At 56.3% G+C, this 17,223-nt stretch carries 12 protein-coding genes; 8 read left to right on the forward strand and 4 right to left on the reverse strand.

The window, feature by feature from the left end:
• Nucleotides 1-28 precede the first annotated feature (28 nt).
• From Pmgp_RS02305 to Pmgp_RS02335, 7 genes are all read left to right on the forward strand, one after another.
• Nucleotides 29-3,049, forward strand: coding sequence for an Npt1/Npt2 family nucleotide transporter (locus Pmgp_RS02305; RefSeq protein ID WP_153189175.1), 3,021 nt, complete (start codon nt 29-31; stop codon nt 3,047-3,049).
• Nucleotides 3,050-3,162: 113 nt separating this feature from the next.
• Complete coding sequence (locus tag Pmgp_RS02310; RefSeq protein WP_134212351.1) at nt 3,163-3,459, forward strand: NHLP leader peptide family RiPP precursor; 297 nt, start codon at nt 3,163-3,165, stop codon at nt 3,457-3,459.
• 161 nt (nt 3,460-3,620) lie between these two features.
• The gene (locus tag Pmgp_RS02315) at nt 3,621-4,988 is read left to right on the forward strand and encodes a radical SAM/SPASM domain-containing protein (RefSeq protein ID WP_243119694.1); all 1,368 of its coding nucleotides are present in this window, start codon (nt 3,621-3,623) and stop codon (nt 4,986-4,988) included.
• A gap of 123 nt (nt 4,989-5,111) precedes the next feature.
• Nucleotides 5,112-7,052 (forward strand): glycoside hydrolase family 3 protein, encoded by a 1,941-nt coding sequence (locus Pmgp_RS02320; RefSeq protein ID WP_134212352.1) that lies wholly within the window; start codon nt 5,112-5,114, stop codon nt 7,050-7,052.
• Complete coding sequence (locus Pmgp_RS02325) at nt 7,021-7,317, forward strand: S-layer homology domain-containing protein (RefSeq protein WP_153189176.1); 297 nt, start codon at nt 7,021-7,023, stop codon at nt 7,315-7,317. Before Pmgp_RS02320 ends, Pmgp_RS02325 begins: the two co-directional genes overlap by 32 nt.
• 382 nt (nt 7,318-7,699) lie before the next feature.
• A complete protein-coding gene (locus tag Pmgp_RS02330; RefSeq protein ID WP_427910006.1) occupies nt 7,700-8,047 on the forward strand; it encodes a nucleotidyltransferase domain-containing protein in 348 nt (115 codons plus the stop codon).
• Nucleotides 8,048-8,343: 296 nt separating this feature from the next.
• A complete protein-coding gene (locus tag Pmgp_RS02335; RefSeq protein ID WP_134212355.1) occupies nt 8,344-8,640 on the forward strand; it encodes a 5'-nucleotidase C-terminal domain-containing protein in 297 nt (98 codons plus the stop codon).
• A gap of 51 nt (nt 8,641-8,691) precedes the next feature.
• Here Pmgp_RS02335 and Pmgp_RS02340 read toward each other — a convergent pair whose 3' ends face one another.
• The 4 genes from Pmgp_RS02340 to Pmgp_RS02355 all read right to left on the reverse strand — a co-directional run bounded on the left by Pmgp_RS02340 (nt 8,692) and on the right by Pmgp_RS02355 (nt 16,533).
• Entirely contained in the window at nt 8,692-10,035 is a 1,344-nt protein-coding gene (locus Pmgp_RS02340) for a PP2C family protein-serine/threonine phosphatase (RefSeq protein WP_243119698.1), read from the reverse strand.
• Nucleotides 10,036-10,130: 95 nt separating this feature from the next.
• Nucleotides 10,131-13,037 (reverse strand): NHLP bacteriocin export ABC transporter permease/ATPase subunit, encoded by a 2,907-nt coding sequence (locus Pmgp_RS02345; protein WP_134212357.1) that lies wholly within the window; start codon nt 13,035-13,037, stop codon nt 10,131-10,133.
• A gap of 155 nt (nt 13,038-13,192) precedes the next feature.
• Nucleotides 13,193-15,505: an NHLP family bacteriocin export ABC transporter peptidase/permease/ATPase subunit gene (locus tag Pmgp_RS02350; RefSeq protein WP_134212358.1), complete on the reverse strand. Its 2,313-nt coding sequence runs from the start codon at nt 15,503-15,505 to the stop codon at nt 13,193-13,195.
• Nucleotides 15,506-15,639: 134 nt separating this feature from the next.
• A complete protein-coding gene (locus Pmgp_RS02355; RefSeq protein ID WP_134212359.1) occupies nt 15,640-16,533 on the reverse strand; it encodes an NHLP bacteriocin system secretion protein in 894 nt (297 codons plus the stop codon).
• A gap of 266 nt (nt 16,534-16,799) precedes the next feature.
• On the opposite strand from Pmgp_RS02355, the gene Pmgp_RS02360 reads away from it, so the two are divergent.
• Entirely contained in the window at nt 16,800-17,216 is a 417-nt protein-coding gene (locus Pmgp_RS02360; RefSeq protein ID WP_134212360.1) for an ATP-binding protein, read from the forward strand.
• Nucleotides 17,217-17,223 lie beyond the last annotated feature (7 nt).

The following is a 17,223-nucleotide window of genomic DNA, read 5'->3' on the forward strand; positions in this document are numbered from 1 at the left end:
TCAACTGCCTAGATTTTTGCTGGAGATAATGATGACCAAAATTATGCAATTTTTGTCCCTGCAGGGTAACGATGTTCCCAAGCTATTGGTAACGGCTCCCTTGTTTCTGGCCCTGGGTATGGGAGAGGTCATGGGCCTTAGCGCGGCTATGTCCATTTTCAACGTGCGGTACGGGGTAGAGCATTTACCCGCAATGTATGTGCTGGAAGCACTGGTTTTACTGCTTACCTCCGGCTTGATTGCACATTTTTCAGGTGTCTGGGCCAAGTCTGCCTTTGTCAAACGCGCTTATGCCACTATGGGGTTGCTGGTTTTGACCAATGCAATTTTCTTAGCGACCGCCCGGTGGGGCAGCTTTGCCTCGCCCCTCTTATTTTATCCGTTTCTGCTGGTGACAACCACGGTAATATATTTTCAGATGGCTCCCCTGATCTGGCTAACAGCCACGGATATATCGACAACTCAGCAGGCCAGGCGGCTGTTTCCCCTTCTCTCCGGTTGCTATACTACCGGGTGTATCCTATCCGGCGCGGCAGCCCACTGGCTGGCGCCCCTGGGAACAGAAATCATCTATTTGTTGTGGGCGGTCATCCTGGGCGGGGGTTTCCTGTCCTTGCGGGAATGTTCACGGCGCTATCTGGTTCCCCTGGAATCTTCGCCGGAGGAAGAGGCTTTAAGTCTGGGAGACAGCCTCCGGTATCTCATTAAATCTCCCTTTTTGAGCCGGCTGCTGGTTTTGTTGACCGGTCTTATGCTCCTGTACTCCCTGATGGATTACCAGTACAATACCGTCGCCGAATCTCTTTTTCCGGATGAAAAACAACTCATGGCCTTCTTCGCCACCCTGATGGCTATATTTAATACCGTCGCCGTGGTGATTGAGGTGGGGCTGCTCAATAAACTCATGCACTGGCTGGGAGTAGGCTACATTCTGGTGGTCGTGCCAGCGGGGCTGGCTGTTTGTTTCTTGATTCCGGTTTCTCTTTTCGCCTTGAACCTGCCTTCGGGTGGTGTTTTTATCAGCGTCGTTTTGACCCGCCTCTTAACCGATGTTCTGGGCGAGTCGTCCTGGCAACTAGGGTTCAAGGTTGTGCCGCCGAGGGAAAGGAGTAGTGTCCGTTTTTTAACGGGAGGGTTTTTTATCCTGTTCGGCATGTTGGGAGGGGGCGCTTTAAGCCTGCTCCATGCCGCCGGGGCGGTTAGTCTGCCTGTGCTGTCAGCTGTGGGGGTTTTGCTCGGGGTGTTCCTGGTCTGGATGGCCGGGCAGGTCCGGAACCTGTATATGAGAGGATTAATTGTGTCGGTAAATTACGGCTACTATGACGTATCTTCAAATGTTGATTCGGCGCTGGGCAGCCTGGTGAAGCCTGAAATTCTTGAGGCGATGTTAGGTTTCCTGCATCAACCCGATGACCGCAAACGGGGTTTGGCCGTTGAACTGCTGAGGCATAGCCCGGGTAAGACCAGATTGCCGGTAATGACCCGGCTGTTGGGAGACGCTTCTCAAAAAATACGGCTGGCGGCGCTGCAGTCATTCCCGGCTGCCGAAGCCGGGCCGCAAGACTGGCAACGGGTGTTGACCTGCGCCAGGGACCCTGATCCGGAATTGCGGGCGGAGGCTGTTTTATGTCTCGCAGGCGCCGGGCTGATCCGGGAGCAGGCCCGGTCCCGCTTATACGAGGCCCTGGATGATTTAGAGGTGAAGGTGGCCAGGGCCGCCCTTGTCGCCCTGCGCCGTTTGGACGGGCAATTGCCTCCGGGGAAAGCGGAGCAGGTCATTGGGCGTTGCCTGGCTTCCGGTCCGGAGGGTGAGGTATTGGCCTGTGCCGTCATTGGCGAGTGTAAATATGCGCAGTATGTCCCCTGGTTAACGTCAAAACTGGCGGAAGGGGAAGCGCCCCGCGCGCGAACGGCGGCGGCCGCCGCCCTGGGACAGCTCGCTTGCGCCGGTGCGATTCCCGCTATGCTTGCCCGGTACCCGACGGCCGATCTGGAGTATCGCGCCGCCGTGGAAAAGGCTCTGCGGGATATGGGCCGGGCCGCTCTACCGGTTCTGATTGAGCAGTTGCGTAAAAATCCGCCTTCCTCTACCTGGAAGGTATTGATAAAAACTCTGCAGGACTTTTTGTTCGACCGGGATAATCAAAAGCTGGCGCTTAATGAATGCAAAACCCGGGTCGAGCAGGTCCAGTCGATGCTGTCCCTGGTACCTGCTTTACGTCAAATGGGGACCCACGATTTAGCTGAGCTGGCCGGGCGGCGCATCAAGGAAATAGAGGCGGAAGTGCTGGAGGCTTCCTGGCTGGTCCTGGCCGGGCTCAGTTCGGAAAGCTCCATAAATGTTTTACGCAAGGCCCTGCGGGAGGAGAATGAGGAGAAAAGAGACAACGCTTTGGCGATATTGACCGAAGGGATAGGCGACCGGAGTCTCTCCCAGGCTCTGGCGTGGTATCTCACGTCCGTGCTCAGTTTGGATGGAGAAGATCCGCGCCCCGACGCTTTGCGGGCCAGGGCCGCCGCTAAAGCTGATTACTGGCTCCAGGAGATCTGGGTTGCCGCCGAACGAAGAAGGGAGCGTAAAGATATGGAAACCGCGCGTGATTTTGAACTGTTGGACCGGGTGCTGTTATTAAAGGAAACACCCCTTTTCGCCGGCCTTTCTGTTGAGGAACTGGGGCTGATCGCCAGCATTGCCAGAGTGGAAACCTGGCCGGACGGCAGTTTCCTGTTGACGGAGGGCAGGCAAAACCAAACCGTTTATATCCTGCTTGCCGGCCACATCGAGATCAGCGCCCGATCCCAGTCGGGGCGTGAAGGCACCATCGGGGTCATGGGGACCAAAGAGCTCATCGGCGATACAAGTGCTTTCGACGAGTCTCCTTCACCGGTAAGCGCCCAGGTTATCCTGGGCGATGCCGTGGTGTTGGCCCTTGAGGGCCGGGAGTTGGCGCGCCTCTGCCGGTTATACCCTGAAATCGGGATCGGCCTTATACGGTCTATTAGCGCCCGGGTGCGCAGGCTTGAGCAAATGTTGATTTTAGCCGGTTGATCCTGTTGCTTTGTGTAATAAAAAACCAGCCGCAACGTATTAACATACAGTAAGCCAAAGCGAGCCGGGATGGTCGAACCGGGCCAGGTTTAAAGAACAGGGAGGCAAATAAAATGAATGGAAACGAAAAGAAACCCGTGACCCGCAAAGAGTTGAAGGAACAAATCATCAAGAAAGCGCAAGTAGACCAGGAATTCAAGAAAGCATTGGTCGAGAATCCAAAAGGGGCCCTTGGACGATTGGGTGTCCAACTTCCCGCAGAAGTCGAGGTCAAAGTCGTTGAAGAATCGCCTGAGGTAGTATACCTGGTGCTGCCGGTCAATCCCGGCGAGTTGACTGATGAACAGTTGGACGGCGTGGCTGGGGGCGACACTTATAGTTGCTTCTGTTATAAGAAAATTCATAGCTAAAGGCAGGGTAATGTGTAAACAACATAAGCAAGGGGACGGTTCTCTTGCTTCCTCTTTGCAATAATCATGATCCAGCTATCGCCTTAGAATTTGTTGTCCGGTTGGCTGAAACGAAAGTATCCATAGTGTATTACTACGCATTTAAGGAGCTGTAATAATAAGTGAAACCATCCATGTATAACTTTATCTGGCCCGCGGACGACCCGGCGAAGGTAATGGTCTTCAACAGCCTCACCACCGCCCTGGCCGAAGTGAAGAAGACCCACCTGGATTTGCTGGACCTTCCCCGGTTCGATTACGACACCCTGCCTGACCCTGCCAGGCGCTTTGCCGATGCGCTGAAGCAGGGGGGCTTCGTCCTGGACGACGAGGCCGACGAGCTGAAAATACTGAAGTTTGCCTATAACAGCAACAAATACGACCGGCTGGGAATCGGCTTTACCGTCGCCCCCACCCTGCGCTGCAACTTCGCCTGCGCCTACTGCTACGAACAGGCGGGGGAAAACGAAAAGCGGGACGGGCAAAACGCCTTCATGCCGGAGAACGTGCGGGAAGAATTGCTGAGGTTCATCGAGCAGGCGGCCAAAACGGTAAAAGGCGTTCATATTACCTGGTACGGCGGGGAGCCGCTTTTAGGCCAAGAGATCATCTTTGATCTGTCACAGAAAATAATCGCAGTCATCGAGGAGAACAAGATTAGCTACTCCGCCGGGATGATCACCAACGGCTACCTGCTCGCTGAAGACCCGGACCTGGTGCGGAAGCTGAATGACAGCCGGATTAATTCTTTCCAGATCACCCTCGACGGGCCGCCTGATGTACATAACAGCCGCCGGATGCTCAGAGGCGGCAACGGCCCCACCTTCGACCGGGTTCTGGAAGGCGTCAAGCTCCTGGCTGCCAATGAGATGGAAGTAAGCTTGCGCATCAACGTGGACCGCTCCAACATGGAAAACGCGTTAAAAGTTCTGGATATCCTGGAGGAAAACAACCTGAAAGACATCTCCATTCACCTGGGCCACGTTGCGGCCGACACGGAGGGCTGCAAGTCCATCGAAAGCTCCTGCGCAAGCATGGAAGAGTTCACCGCGTTGAACCAGACCTTCCGCGAGACCTTGCGACAAAGAGGCTTCAAGGAAGGCCAAACGCCCCACTACCCCAGGATCGCCCACGCCTGCGGGGCCAACCGGATGAACGCCTTCGTGCTCGACCCGGACGGCGACATGTACAAGTGCTGGTCCGAGATCGGCGACAAGCCGGCCCGCATCGGCAATATTGCCGGGTTCAGGCAACGGGGCAAAAGTGAACGGATGCGCGAAATCCGCTGGCTCACCTGGGAGCCCTTCGAGTACGCGGACTGCCTGGCCTGCAAGGTGCTGCCCATCTGCATGGGAGGCTGCGGCTACCGGGCCATGTTCGTCAGCAAAGACAGGCCGGCCTGCGTGGAGTGGAAATACAGCCTGGAGCATTACGTCCAGGCGCGCTACCGGCGGGAAAAGAATCTGAAAACAGAGCCAAAAAAATCTTAGGTGATAGTTAAAATAAGTAAAAACAAAAAACGTGATGATGCAATATTGTAGACTTCAGGCTGTGATGCAAGGATGTCTGGATTTTTATGTGTGAAGTTATGAATCTTACGGGGAGATGAAATAGTGAGAATTTCTGTTGAAAAACTTGGATTTTTACATAAAACAGCATTTGCCCGGTACAGGGGCGTAAAATCTTTTTTGTGGCTTACCGGCTTCTTGCTGGCGCTCTTTACCGCCCCTTTAAGCGCGGGGGCTTCCGGCGAGATTCCCGGCCTGGCGGATATCAGCCGGCCGGACCCCACCATCCAGCTGGACATCGAATTGGACCGGCTTGTCGGCAAAATGACCCTGGAGGAGAAAATAGGCCAGATGCTCATGATTTCCTTCAGGAAGTGGCAGGACCGGGACGTAACTGAAATCAACAGCGAAATCGCCGGGACCATCAAGAAGTATCATTTAGGCGGCGTAATCCTCTTTTGGGAAAATTTGGCAGGAGCCGGACAGGCGGCAAGGTTGGTGGATCAACTTCAAAGGGCTTCCGTAGATATCCCCCTTTTCATCGCCGCCGACCAGGAAGGCGGAAGAGTGGTCAGGCTGCAAACGGGCGCCGTCATGCCCGGCAATATGGCGCTGGGCGCCGCCGGCTCCACGGAAGACACGTACGAAGTGGGGAAAGCTATCGGAGAAGAATTGAACGCCCTGGGGATAAACGTGAATATGGCTCCCGTGGTTGACGTAAACATCAACCCGGACAACCCGGTCATCGGAATCCGGTCGTTCGGCTCCGACCCGCAGCTGGTGGCGGAACTTGGCGCGGCCTACATAAACGGGCTGCACGACGCCGGTGTCATCGCCACGGTAAAACATTTTCCCGGCCACGGCGACACCGACGTCGATTCCCACCCCGGCCTGCCCTCCGTGCCCCACGATCTGGCCAGACTGAAAGCGGTGGAGTTAAAACCGTTTCAGCAGGCCTTTGATCAAAAAGTGGACATGGTCATGACCGCGCACGTCACATTTCCGGCCGTAGATAACACAAAGGCGATTTCCCAGAAAAACGGCAGTGAAATTTCCATACCGGCGACGCTGTCTCATAGGGTTCTCACGGATCTGGTCAGAAAAGAGATGGGGTTCGACGGGGTCATCATCACCGACGCCCTGGAAATGAAGGCCATAACGGATCATTTCGGGCCGCGGGAGGCAGTGCTCAGGGCGATCAAGGCCGGGGCGGACATCGCCTTGATGCCGGCGGACCTGGAGCAGGCTTGCAGCGGTCTGCTGGCGGCGGTGAGAAGCGGCGAGATACCGGAGTCCAGGATTGACGAATCAGTTAAAAGATTAATCCGTTTAAAACTGTCCGCAGGCATGGTAAAGATTTCAGGCGGTAAATTTGTTCCGGGAGACAAAGTAACAGAAGACCTGGATGAAAGGATAAAAGCCGCCGAATCGGTGGTGGGCGGACCGGCCCACCGGGCGGTTGAAAAAAAAGCGGCGGAGGACGCGGTTACTTTGATCAAAAATGAGGGCAACATGCTGCCCTTTACCCTGGCGGACGGGGAAAATATCGTGCTTTTCGCGCCGTGGGACGACAGGCTTGACCTGATGACCCGTGAATTAAACCGGATCATCGCGGAAAAAGGCTTGCGCGAAGTAAAGGTAAAAGGTTTTGTTTATCAGGATCTCGTTTTTATGACGGAAGAACAAAAGCAGGCTGTGGACGCGGCGGATTATGTCGTGCTGGGCTCCTACAGTTACGATGTGGCCAGCAGGACTCCGGGCAAACACTGGCTGCCGGACTTTGCCTTGAGCCTGGCCCGCTATGCTCTATCAGCCGGGAAACCCCTCGCGGTCATGGCTATCAGGAACCCGTACGACATCATGTACATGCCCGGGGTAAAGGCTTATCTTGCCGTATACGGCGCGGCGGAGGGACCCAATATCCCGGCCGGCATAAGAGCAATTTTCGGGGAGGTGAATCCGAAAGGGAAATTACCGGTTTCGATTCCTAATGTGAGCGGTGAAAGGATTTTGTATGGAACAGGATACGGGCTTTCTTACGAGTAGCCTGGGGAAGCAAGGGGACTGGAAGCAAGGGGACGGTTCTCTTGCTTCCCCCCTTGCAATAATCATGAAACCCTCCACCTATACCTGCGAGAATAAATTCAGCGACAGGGGAGACATCGCCGCTTACGCGGTAAACAGCCTGGCCACCCTGGTCAAGGAAAGGCTGAACGCCGGCTCCGGGGACAAGCTGAACCTCCGCGCCAACACCACCAGGGCGGAAGCGGCTGTGTTCCTGTACAGGGTTTACAATAAATACCCCGGATAATCTTACGGACAAAAGCAAAATATGATTCAATTCCTATGAGGCAGCAATATTGGATTGCGGCCTTAAAAAATTTTACCTTGCCCAAACAGCGGTCAATATAACAAGAACGGTGATAAGGACGGTGGCGAGATGACGGAAATGATTTTGCTCTTGCCGAGATTTTTCTGTGAATCGAATCCGGAAGAACGGGAGCTGGGAATCAAAATGGGGCTACGGCTGCTGACAGTCTATTTCTAGCAAAATGTAACCACCGAAAAGTTCGAGGACTTAGACGGAGAACGGTGGATTATTTTAGGTGACGAAATCCTCACCTTTTTTCCAGAAATTATGGTATAATGATTATAACTAAGATAGGTGGTAATACTGAAGCTATCGGGATATACTGAAAACAGATGGGGGTACCGATATGGAAAAACGGATCAGGGATGAGTTGAACATCCTCAAAGATATCATAGTGGATACCGTTCCCGTGGAGCAGATATTCCTGTTCGGCTCCTATATAAACGGCACACCACATGCTGATTCAGACCTGGATATTTATGTGGTGATACCGGAGAATACAGATATTCGAGAAATTGATGCAATGAAGTTGATCCACAGAGCGATTCGGGATAAAAAAACAATGCCTGTGGATGTGATCGTCAGCAAAAGAAATAAGTTTAATCAACGCAAATCCACCCCTACCATTGAGCGACAAATTGCGCAAGAGGGATTATTGCTGTATGGATAACCATACACGCGCACAGGAATGGCAAAGACTTGCGGAAATGGAGGTTCTCCAAGGGATTAATCGGAAGTTTTGCGCCAAATGCCACTACATGATCAGTGAGAGCAATACCTGATCAATAAGAGTAAAGTCTGTTAATTATACTAAGTGGCGCAAAATTTTTGATTGCCTGAGAAGATGGAAGTCGCAGAACTTTGTGATGGTTAAGTGAGAAGATATAAATAAAGTTTTTGTTACAGAATGAAATCGCAAGTTGAAAGGTCCCTGGGGTACAAGGAGTCGTTGAGGAGTCGCCTAAAATTTCGGTCCTGTGCCGGACCGGCGCCCGGATCAAGGCGTTGCTGGAACAAGCCGTGGGTGACGGTGGTAAAGGCATCCAGGCGGCCGGCCTGACTTTTGCCTATAACCCCGGCGCGCCCGCCGGCAGCAGGAGCGAGAGCATCAGCAAAACCGACGGCACGCCCGTGGACATGAGGGACACCGTCAAAACATACAGGGTTGCCGCCATCAACTTTGTGGCAGCGGGCGGTGATGGATTTGACGTTTGCAAAACGGTTGTTTTCTCCGACACCCACATTCTGCTCCGGATGCTTTAGCCGAAAACATACGGCAGGCTGGCCGTATTACCGCCCGAATAGAGGGAAGAATCAAGAATGTTGCTCCTGACATTTCAACGGCGTCCCCTGATGCCATTTGAGCGCCATAACGGTAATGTCGTCGGACTGCTCCGCCCCGCCGGCGAAATCCCGGACCGCGTCTTTCAATGCCCTGGTCAACCCGGCGGCAGCGGCATTAATGTTATTTTTAAGAATTTCTTCCAGTCTTTCTTCGCCGAACAACTCCCCTGCCGGGTTCATGGCCTCATTTATCCCGTCTGTATAGAGCAGGATAGTATCTCCCCTCTGCAGGCTAAAATCGTAAGAAGCAAATGAAAAACCCTCCATAACCCCCAGGGCGATCCCCCGCATTTTCGGCAGCTTTTCCAGGCTGCCGTCCGCTCTCAGGACAAAGGGCCGGTTATGTCCGGCATTACTGCATTTTACGTGCCCCGAAGGAATATGTAAGATTCCCAGAAACACTGTTACAAACATGGCAGAGTCATTATCCGCACACAATTCATTATTTACAGCGTCAAGGATCTGCTCTGGCGTTAATTCTTCATGCGCCCTGGCCTTTAACAGGGTCTTGGTCACCGCCATGAATAAAGACGCCGGCACCCCTTTGCCGGAAACATCCCCCACCAGAAAGCAAAGGGTGTCCTCATTCAACAGGAAGAAATCGTATAAATCCCCCCCCACTTCCCTGGCGGGCTCGAGAACGGCGTGGATGTCAAATTCTTTTCTGTTGGGAAAAGGCGGGAAAATCTTGGGCACAATGCTCATCTGAATTTCCCGGGCAACCTGCAGCTCTCCTTCTATGCGCTTTTTAACGGCTTCAGTTTCCCGTTCTTTGATCAGGTTCGCAACTATAAAAGTAAAAATACCGATTCCCAGTGAATTGGCAAGCACCATGGGCAGGGACAGCTGTTTAACGAGGGCCAGGGCGGCCTGGTAAGGACTGGCCAAAAGCAGTGTCAGCCCCATGTGCAAAGACTCCATCAAGGCGGCAAAAAGCGCGGCGAAAGCCACCCCGGGCAGTTGTCCCCGGCGCAGGACGAAGATCATTCCACCGGCCAGACCGGCGATAACGGTGGAAATAGTACAGGGAAGGACTGTCATCCCGCCCAGGAAGTAGCGGTGCGCCGCTCCTATGAGTCCGGCTCCCAAACCGACAATAGGGCCTCCCATCAGGCCGGCTATCATCGGCCCCAGATCTCTTATATTGGCAATAGCGCCCAGTAGCTGTATTCCGCTCAGGGTTCCGTAAATGGAAAACAACCCGAATACACCTATCAGGCACAACTGATTTTTTAAATCGAGCTCCCCTTTTAATATTGAGGTAAAAACACGGCTCCTGGTTACGACATAAGCCAGAACTATGATAACAGACATGTTTTTTATCAGGGTGATAAGTAGTTCCAAAATGCTTTCTATTTTTCATCCCTACCTTTCCGCAAACCTGTTAAACCGTACCCGTGACTCACTCCTCAGGCCAGTTGCCGCCTGGCCATATCGGCAAACAGTCCTTCCTCCCGCATTAACTGCTCGTAACTGCCGCTCTGGACTACCCGGCCTTTGTCCAGCACGTAGATCCGGTCGGCGTTGATAATGGTGCTCAGGCGGTGGGCGATCACCACCCGGGTGGCCTGCAGCTTTTCCAAACTGCGGCTGACGACGGCCTGGCTGTGGTTGTCCAGAGCACTGGTGGCCTCGTCGAAGAAGACGAGGCGGGGCTTTTTGACAATGGCCCTGGCGATGAGCAGCCGCTGCCGCTGCCCGCCGGAAATGTTGGTGGCCCCCTCGCTGATCATGGTAAACATGCCCATGGGCATCCGGCGGATCTCTTCTTCGACGCCGGCCATGCGGGCGGCTTCCCAGGCGTCGTTCATGGACAGGTTGGCCAGCCCGGCGATGTTGGTAAAGATGTCCCCGGCCATGAGCCGGCTGTTCTGGATTACAACGCCGCACTGGGAGCGCACGGCCCGCACGTCCAGGCCCGCCAGGTCCTGGCCGTCGTAGTATACGGCCCCGGATGAAGGCTGATCAAGGCCCAGCAGCAGCCGCAGCAGGGTGCTCTTGCCGCTCCCCGACGGCCCCACGACAGCCACGAACTCGCCCGGCCGGACGCGCATGGATACGTCCTGAAGCACGGGAGGGTCGTCCGGGCTGTAGCTGAAGCTGACGTGGCTCACTTCGATGTCCCCCTTTAGCTCCCCCGGGTCGGCCTTGCTGTCGTCCACTTCCGGCGCCGTCTCCAAAATAGGCCGGGCCCGGTCGTAGACCGGCACGATGCTCAAAATCTGGAGAACTGTCGAGGAGAGCGTCAGCATGGAGGCGAGAAATCCACCGAAGGCGGTGATGAAGGCCAGGAACCGGCCGGTGGAAAGCCCGGAGCCGGCCATGGAGGCGTAGGCGGCGAAGATGGCCATGGAGGTCAGGGCGGGGAAGACCGTGTTGAACAGAGTAAGGCAGTTGGCGTTGAGGCGGGCGCGGAAGCTCACCCGGCGCTGCCGGGCAAACTCCCCGGCCCACAGGTAAAAGGCCCTGTTTTCCGCCCCGGCCACGCGGAACTTGGCAATCCCGCCCAACACCTGCATCACCAGGGATGATATTTTCCCCTGGATTTCAGCGAGTTCCTTTTGATAGCGCAACTGTCCCAGGCTGAGGACGATGGTTACGGTGACGGCCGCCAGCACCAGGACCGCGGCCACTGAAGCCAGCCTGGCGTCGTAGAAGAGCAGCAGGCCCAGGTTGAAAAAGGAAAAAATACCTCCAAGCAGGGAGGATAGGCCCATCTGGAAAATACTACGAATGACGGTATTGACGCTGCCGGCCCGGACCGCCAGATCTCCGGCGGAATAACGGCGGAAAAAGGGCAGCGGCAGGCTTAACAGCCGGTCCAGCAGGCCGGCCTCCAGGGAGACGGTGATCTTCCCCTCAATGCGGAGCAGAGCCACTTCCTCGGTCATTTTGAACAGGCCGACCGCCGCCGCCGCGGCCAGCAGGAACAGGACCAGCTGTAAAAGCTGCCCCCGCTCCGCGCCCGGGATGACGCTGTCAAAGAAAAAGCCGGTGGCCACCGGCAGGGCCAGGCCCAGCAGGCCGCCCGCCATGCCCATCAGCGCCACCGTGTCCACATCGCTCTTCCAGCCGGCGCCGGCGCAGAATTTTAGCAGGTCCCACAGGGAGAGGGCGCGGGCCGGAAAAGGGCGGAAAAAACTATACGCCGATAATTTAAGCCTGCGGGCCGTCCCGGCGGTCACGGGCAAAGTCGCTCCCTCCCGGGGGTCGTAAATGGTGTAGGCCCGGGGGGAAGCGGGCAGCAAAGCCACCGGCCGGCCGTCTTCCTCCATGAACGCCACCATGGGCCCGCTGTCCCGGGTCCACCACTCCCCGTTCAGCGTGACCCGGCGGGTTCTGACCCGCGAGGCCCTGGCAATGTCGCCCAGCGGGTCCCTGCTCCGGCCGTCGCGGGAAAACGGTGAGGCGACTATCTTAATGCCCGCCGCTTCGCCCGCCAGCATACACGCCTGCAGCAGGGCGTCACTGCCGTCGCCCTCCGGTCCGGCCTTCTTCCGCCCGTCCTCCACCGAAGCGGCCAGGCGGGTGAAGGCCTTCCGGGCGAAAGCCTGCTCCTGGTCCGTCCTCTTATGTAATAGCTGCCGTTCGTCCAGCCGGGCCTGCTTCCGGTTCAGGACGATGATGTCCAGGGCCAGCTTGTGGAACTCTTCCAGGCCGGACCAGTCCGCATCCTGCCGGAGAAAGCCGGCCGTGTCCAGCACTTTGATCCGGTTTTCGCCGATGGAGTAGAGCCAGGTGTAGGCGGTGACGGGAAAGAAAACGTCTCCTTTGACCACCGTGCTGATGCTGGAAAGGAGCATGGAAAACTCCGTCAAGTTGCTTTCTTCGTGTTTAACCCAGAGCACCTTCCGGCGGGGGCGCAGCGGCAGTTCCTCCCCGACCGTTACATCCCCCGGCTGCAGCTCCCGGTACGTCAGTGGGGGAACTTCCCGGCAGATGCCTTCGGCCAGCCCCGCCACCCAATTGTCGATCAGGGCGGCGATTTTCCCGGCGCGGCGGGGGTCACGGGCGGCTTCCCGCAGGCTGGTAACGGCTACTTTCAGGAAAGAGGCTTCCTTACCCACCACCAGCAGCCCGAGATCCTTGCCGTAGCGTTCCGGATCCAGACTGAACAGTACGGAACCGGGCTCCGCCCGGAAGAGGTGTTCCCGCCGGCCCACCGGCTCACCGTCCCGCACCTGAACGGCGAAGATATCGGCCGGGCCCTCCCGGACGAACCAGGCCGCGTCCGGACCGGCCAGCAAAAAGGGCCGGCCGCCGCTTACTTCCACGGCTGCTGCTCCCAGCATGATTTGTTCCAGTCCTTCCGGCATGTCCGAAACCTCCGGCGTTCTTTAAGAATACAGAAGTCAGGAGTCAGAATACAGAATGAAAACTAACTAAAATATATAAGCGCGAAGAAGATACTTCACTTACTTCTTCTTTTAAATTCTAAAATTCATTTTTATTCTAACTACTGACTTCTGATTTACTGCTCCCTGATCAAACGGGCATAGGGCCCCTCTACGTCTTTCATCTCTTCATGGGTGCCCCGCTGCGCTACCTTGCCGTTTTCCAAAACAATGATCTCGTCGCAATCCCGGATGGTGCTGAGACGGTGGGCGGCAATCAGGCAGGTGCAGCCCCGGCGCCGCAGGCTGTCATCTACTTCTTTTTCCGTCACGGGGTCCAGGGCGCTGGTAGCCTCGTCCAGAACCAGAACGGTGGGGGAACCGGCCAGCGCCCTGGCAATCTCAAGGCGCTGGCGCTGCCCGCCGCTGAAGTTGCGCCCGCCCTCTTCCACCAGGTGGGCGTAACCGCCGCCGCGGGCCATAATATCGTCGTGAATACAGGCGTCCTTCGCCGCCCGGACCACGTGGGCGTCCGGAACGGAATGGTCCCAAAGGGTAATATTTTCCCGGATGGTTCCTTCAAACAGGCTGATATCCTGGTCCACCAAGGCCACCGTGTTGCAGATCACCCGGCGCGGCCAGGCTTGGCGGGGCTTTCCGTCAAAAAGTATAGCTCCGGACCAAGGCTCGTAAAGCCCGGCCAGCAGCTTGGCCAGCGTGGACTTGCCGCTGCCGGACCCGCCCACCAGGGCCACCCGGTCGCCGGGGCGCAGAGTCATGCTGAAATCCTCGATCAGGGGCGGTTCCAGGCGGCTGTAGCCGAAAGTCACATTGCGGAATTCAACGTACCCGTCCAGTTTGGCCGGGGTTTCGCCGACGGCCCCGGGTTCATCCTCCCCGGCTGCCGGCGCTGCGACGGGCGCTCCATTTGGGAGAGTGTCCGGACCGCCAACGGCGCGGCCCTCCCCGGCTGCTGCCAACTCTCTGCTCAGCGGGTACTGCAGCACGTCGTCCAGGCGTTTCATGCTCCCTTCCACTTCCTGCAGGGTGGCCCCCAGGTTGACCATGCTGCCGAAAGGCCCCATGAAACTTGCTATGAGGCCCTGAAAAGCCACCAGCATGCCGATGGAAAGATGGCCGTCCAGAATCCGCAGCCCGCCTACAGCCAGGATGGCCGTATTGCAAAAACCGGTCACCAGGGTGGGAAAAACAGCCAGGTACTTGCTGGTAACTCCGAGACTTTGCTCGGAACGGAGAACCCTGGCCATATAGCCGGCCCAACGGTTAAAAAACTCCGTGTCCTGTCCGCTTGCCATAATGGACTCGATTATTTGCAGGCCGGAGAAGGTAACCCCGGACAGCTTGCCTGTTTCTTGCAAAAGCTTTTGATTCTCAATCACCCTTCGGTGGGACACGTATTTCAAAAAGGCTATGTTTAAGAGGGCCAGGGGAACAGCCACGGCAGTCAATACGAGGTCGTACTGGCTCATTATCGCCAGGTAAAAAAACACCACCACCAGGTTTACGGCCGTGCTGGCCAGGTCTCCCGACAGCAGCCGGGCAACCTGGTCGTTGAGCGCCACCCTGCTCCCGATGTCGCCGAGATAGCGCTGGGAGAAAAAATCCACGGGAAGACGGACCACGTGCCAGAAGAACCGGCTGGAAGTGCTGAGGGCCAGCCTGGTCTCCAGCCGCAGCAGGTAATACTGCTGCAACCAGGTCAGGGCTCCCTGCAGGACGGCCGTCAGTCCCAGCCCCGCCAGCAGCGCCGGCAGCCAGTAGCCCGCCACACCAACAACGACATAATCCACAAAGACCCGGGTGAAGGTGGGGATGGCCATGCCCGGGAGGAGCAGGAACAGGCTGGCCAGCACGACGTAGGCCAGGGCCGGCTCGAGACCGGACAGCCGGCGGCGCAAGGCCGGGATCAGGCCGTGCTTCACCCCGCCGGGCCGGAAATCCGGCCCCGGCTCGAAAGTGAGCGCGATGCCGGTAAAGGACCGGTCGAACTCTTCCTCCGAAACCGTCCGGGTACCCTGGCCCGGGTCGTTCAGGTAAACCCGGCCCTTCTTAAAACCCTCCAGGACGACGAAGTGGTTGAACTCCCAGTGAATGATCATGGGAAACCGCATTTCTTTCAGCCCGTCGGGATCCCGGCGGTAGCCGCCGGCTATTAAGCCGTAACTTCTGGCCGCTTTCACAATATTGCTGGCCTTGCTGCCGTCCCGGGACACTCCGCAAGCGTGGCGCAATTCCTCCAGGGGAACAATGCGCCCGTGGTAAGCCAGGATCATGGCCAGGCTGGCCGCCCCGCACTCCACGGCTTCCATTTGCAGGACCGTGGGGGTCTTGACCCGCCGCGCCGGCGGCTTGGCCTTTTTATATCGTTTCGTTTCTCTGGACGGCTCTTTATCTAGGCCGGGGCGGCTTGGCCATAAAGAGAAATTCATATTTTAAACCTCTCGTTTGGGATCGTGAGACGTGAGACATTTTAACCGTGGGTTCTTACATCTCATGCCCTACCTTCAAATGACGGTGTGTCCCCGTATCGTTCGCTAACGATAACGCCGTGCCTCCACCGGGTTTACTGAATGGTTACGTGTCCCCTTTCCGCTAACGCGGGAAAGAGCAAGGCAATCGGCCGCACCTTGCGCACGGTAATCAATCCCTGACAAAGAATCCCGCTGTTGATCCGCATGTCCGGCCCCTGCCCGTTGGTCCAGCGGTAGCCGTTGGGGGCGCCGGGGTCCCGCGTAAGGCTTACGCGCACCGCAATAGGCGCCCCGGTTCCCATCAACTGCCGGGCCAGTTCCTTGCTGCCCACTTCGCGGGCCACACCCTCAAAGGTGGACGGATATCCGGCCACGGACTTGACCTGGCCCCGCAGGTACCCGTATTCTTCCTTTTTGGCCACGCTGAGCGAAATCAGGGCGTCCATACCCTGGCTGATCTTCTCGCCTTCTTCGGCAGGGACGTAAATGACAGCCTCCAGGTCCTCCCCGCCGGCGTCAGGCTCCAGGATCAAAACCGGCTCCCCGGCCTGGAGCAGGTCGCCCTTTTTCACCAGCACGTCAAGTACCCGGCCGGGCCGGGGGCTGACTACCCGCGACCCCTGCGCCTCCTCCCCGGGCTGGCCCTGCGAGGCGGGCCGGTCTTCAGCCTGTTCAGGCCGGTCGACACTGATCAACGCCTCGCCCGGCTGGACCAGGTCACCGGGCGCCACCCGGACTTCGCTGACCTGCCCGCCGGTCATTGCAGCGACCTGGACAATTCCCCCCGGCCGGAGGATAATTCCCTGTCCGGCCACGTGGACGGACAAACTGCCCAGTGTTCCCCAGATAATGGCCGCGGCCAGCAAAAAGCCGATGGCGGCCAGCGCCAGCCACCCGCGCGGGGTGGTTACCGTCATCAGCGTATCCAGTTGCCCAGGTGTTTCAAGATGGTCCAGGGCTTTTTTGCGGTATAAATTCATCTGCATGAATTTGAACCTGCTCCTTCATAAATCGCTACCATTCGATTTTGAGTTCTCAAAACTTTGATCTTATGCTAAATTATTCTTTGCCGGTGTTTCCAACTCCTCCTGCCGGGCTTCTTCATGAAGGTTTTTAATAATCAGGGATTATAGATTTGTTTCTCAGTGGAAAAAGAGAATATCTTTTAACTGTGATATGTTTTAAAATAAAAAGGGAATGCCCGGGCGATAGGCGAAAAGCAGTGGTCCAAAGGAAGGGATGGTAAGTTACCTTGGTCAATGAAGCTTGGATCGAACTAAAAAACAACCTTTCCGAACTGGAGCGGTTAAGCCTTGCTTTGGAAGAATTCGGATACTCTCACCACCTGCCGCTAAAAACCATCATGGACGTAAACCTGGCCCTGGACGAGATCTTTACCAACATCGTATCCTATGGATTTGAGGATCATGACGAACACCTGATCAGTATTTACCTGTTAATTAAAGGGAAAGAGCTGAACATCAGAGTGGAAGACGACGGTACGCCCTTTAATCCTTTAGAAGTTCCTGAACCGGACCTAAACGCGCCATTGGAAGAAAGAAAGACAGGGGGATTGGGAATTCATTTTGTCCGGAAAATGATGGAGGAGTTGAAATATGAAAGACAACAGGGGAAAAATGTACTGCTGCTTAAGAAGAAGTTGAATTGACACCGGC

The sequence above is a fragment of the Pelotomaculum propionicicum genome (assembly GCF_004369225.1).
GTDB classification, from domain to species: domain Bacteria; phylum Bacillota; class Desulfotomaculia; order Desulfotomaculales; family Pelotomaculaceae; genus Pelotomaculum_B; species Pelotomaculum_B propionicicum.

Coding starts and splice junctions, on each gene's coding strand:
- Pmgp_RS02350 (WP_134212358.1), bottom strand. CDS start 15,505: ATGAATTTCTCTTTATGGCCAAGCCGCCCCGGCCTAGATAAAGAGCCG.
- Pmgp_RS02345 (WP_134212357.1), bottom strand. CDS start 13,037: ATGCCGGAAGGACTGGAACAAATCATGCTGGGAGCAGCAGCCGTGGAA.
- Pmgp_RS02340 (WP_243119698.1), bottom strand. CDS start 10,035: ATGTCTGTTATCATAGTTCTGGCTTATGTCGTAACCAGGAGCCGTGTT.
- Pmgp_RS02325 (WP_153189176.1), top strand. CDS start 7,021: ATGGAACAGGATACGGGCTTTCTTACGAGTAGCCTGGGGAAGCAAGGG.
- Pmgp_RS02310 (WP_134212351.1), top strand. CDS start 3,163: ATGAATGGAAACGAAAAGAAACCCGTGACCCGCAAAGAGTTGAAGGAA.
- Pmgp_RS02355 (WP_134212359.1), bottom strand. CDS start 16,533: ATGCAGATGAATTTATACCGCAAAAAAGCCCTGGACCATCTTGAAACA.
- Pmgp_RS02305 (WP_153189175.1), top strand. CDS start 29: ATGATGACCAAAATTATGCAATTTTTGTCCCTGCAGGGTAACGATGTT.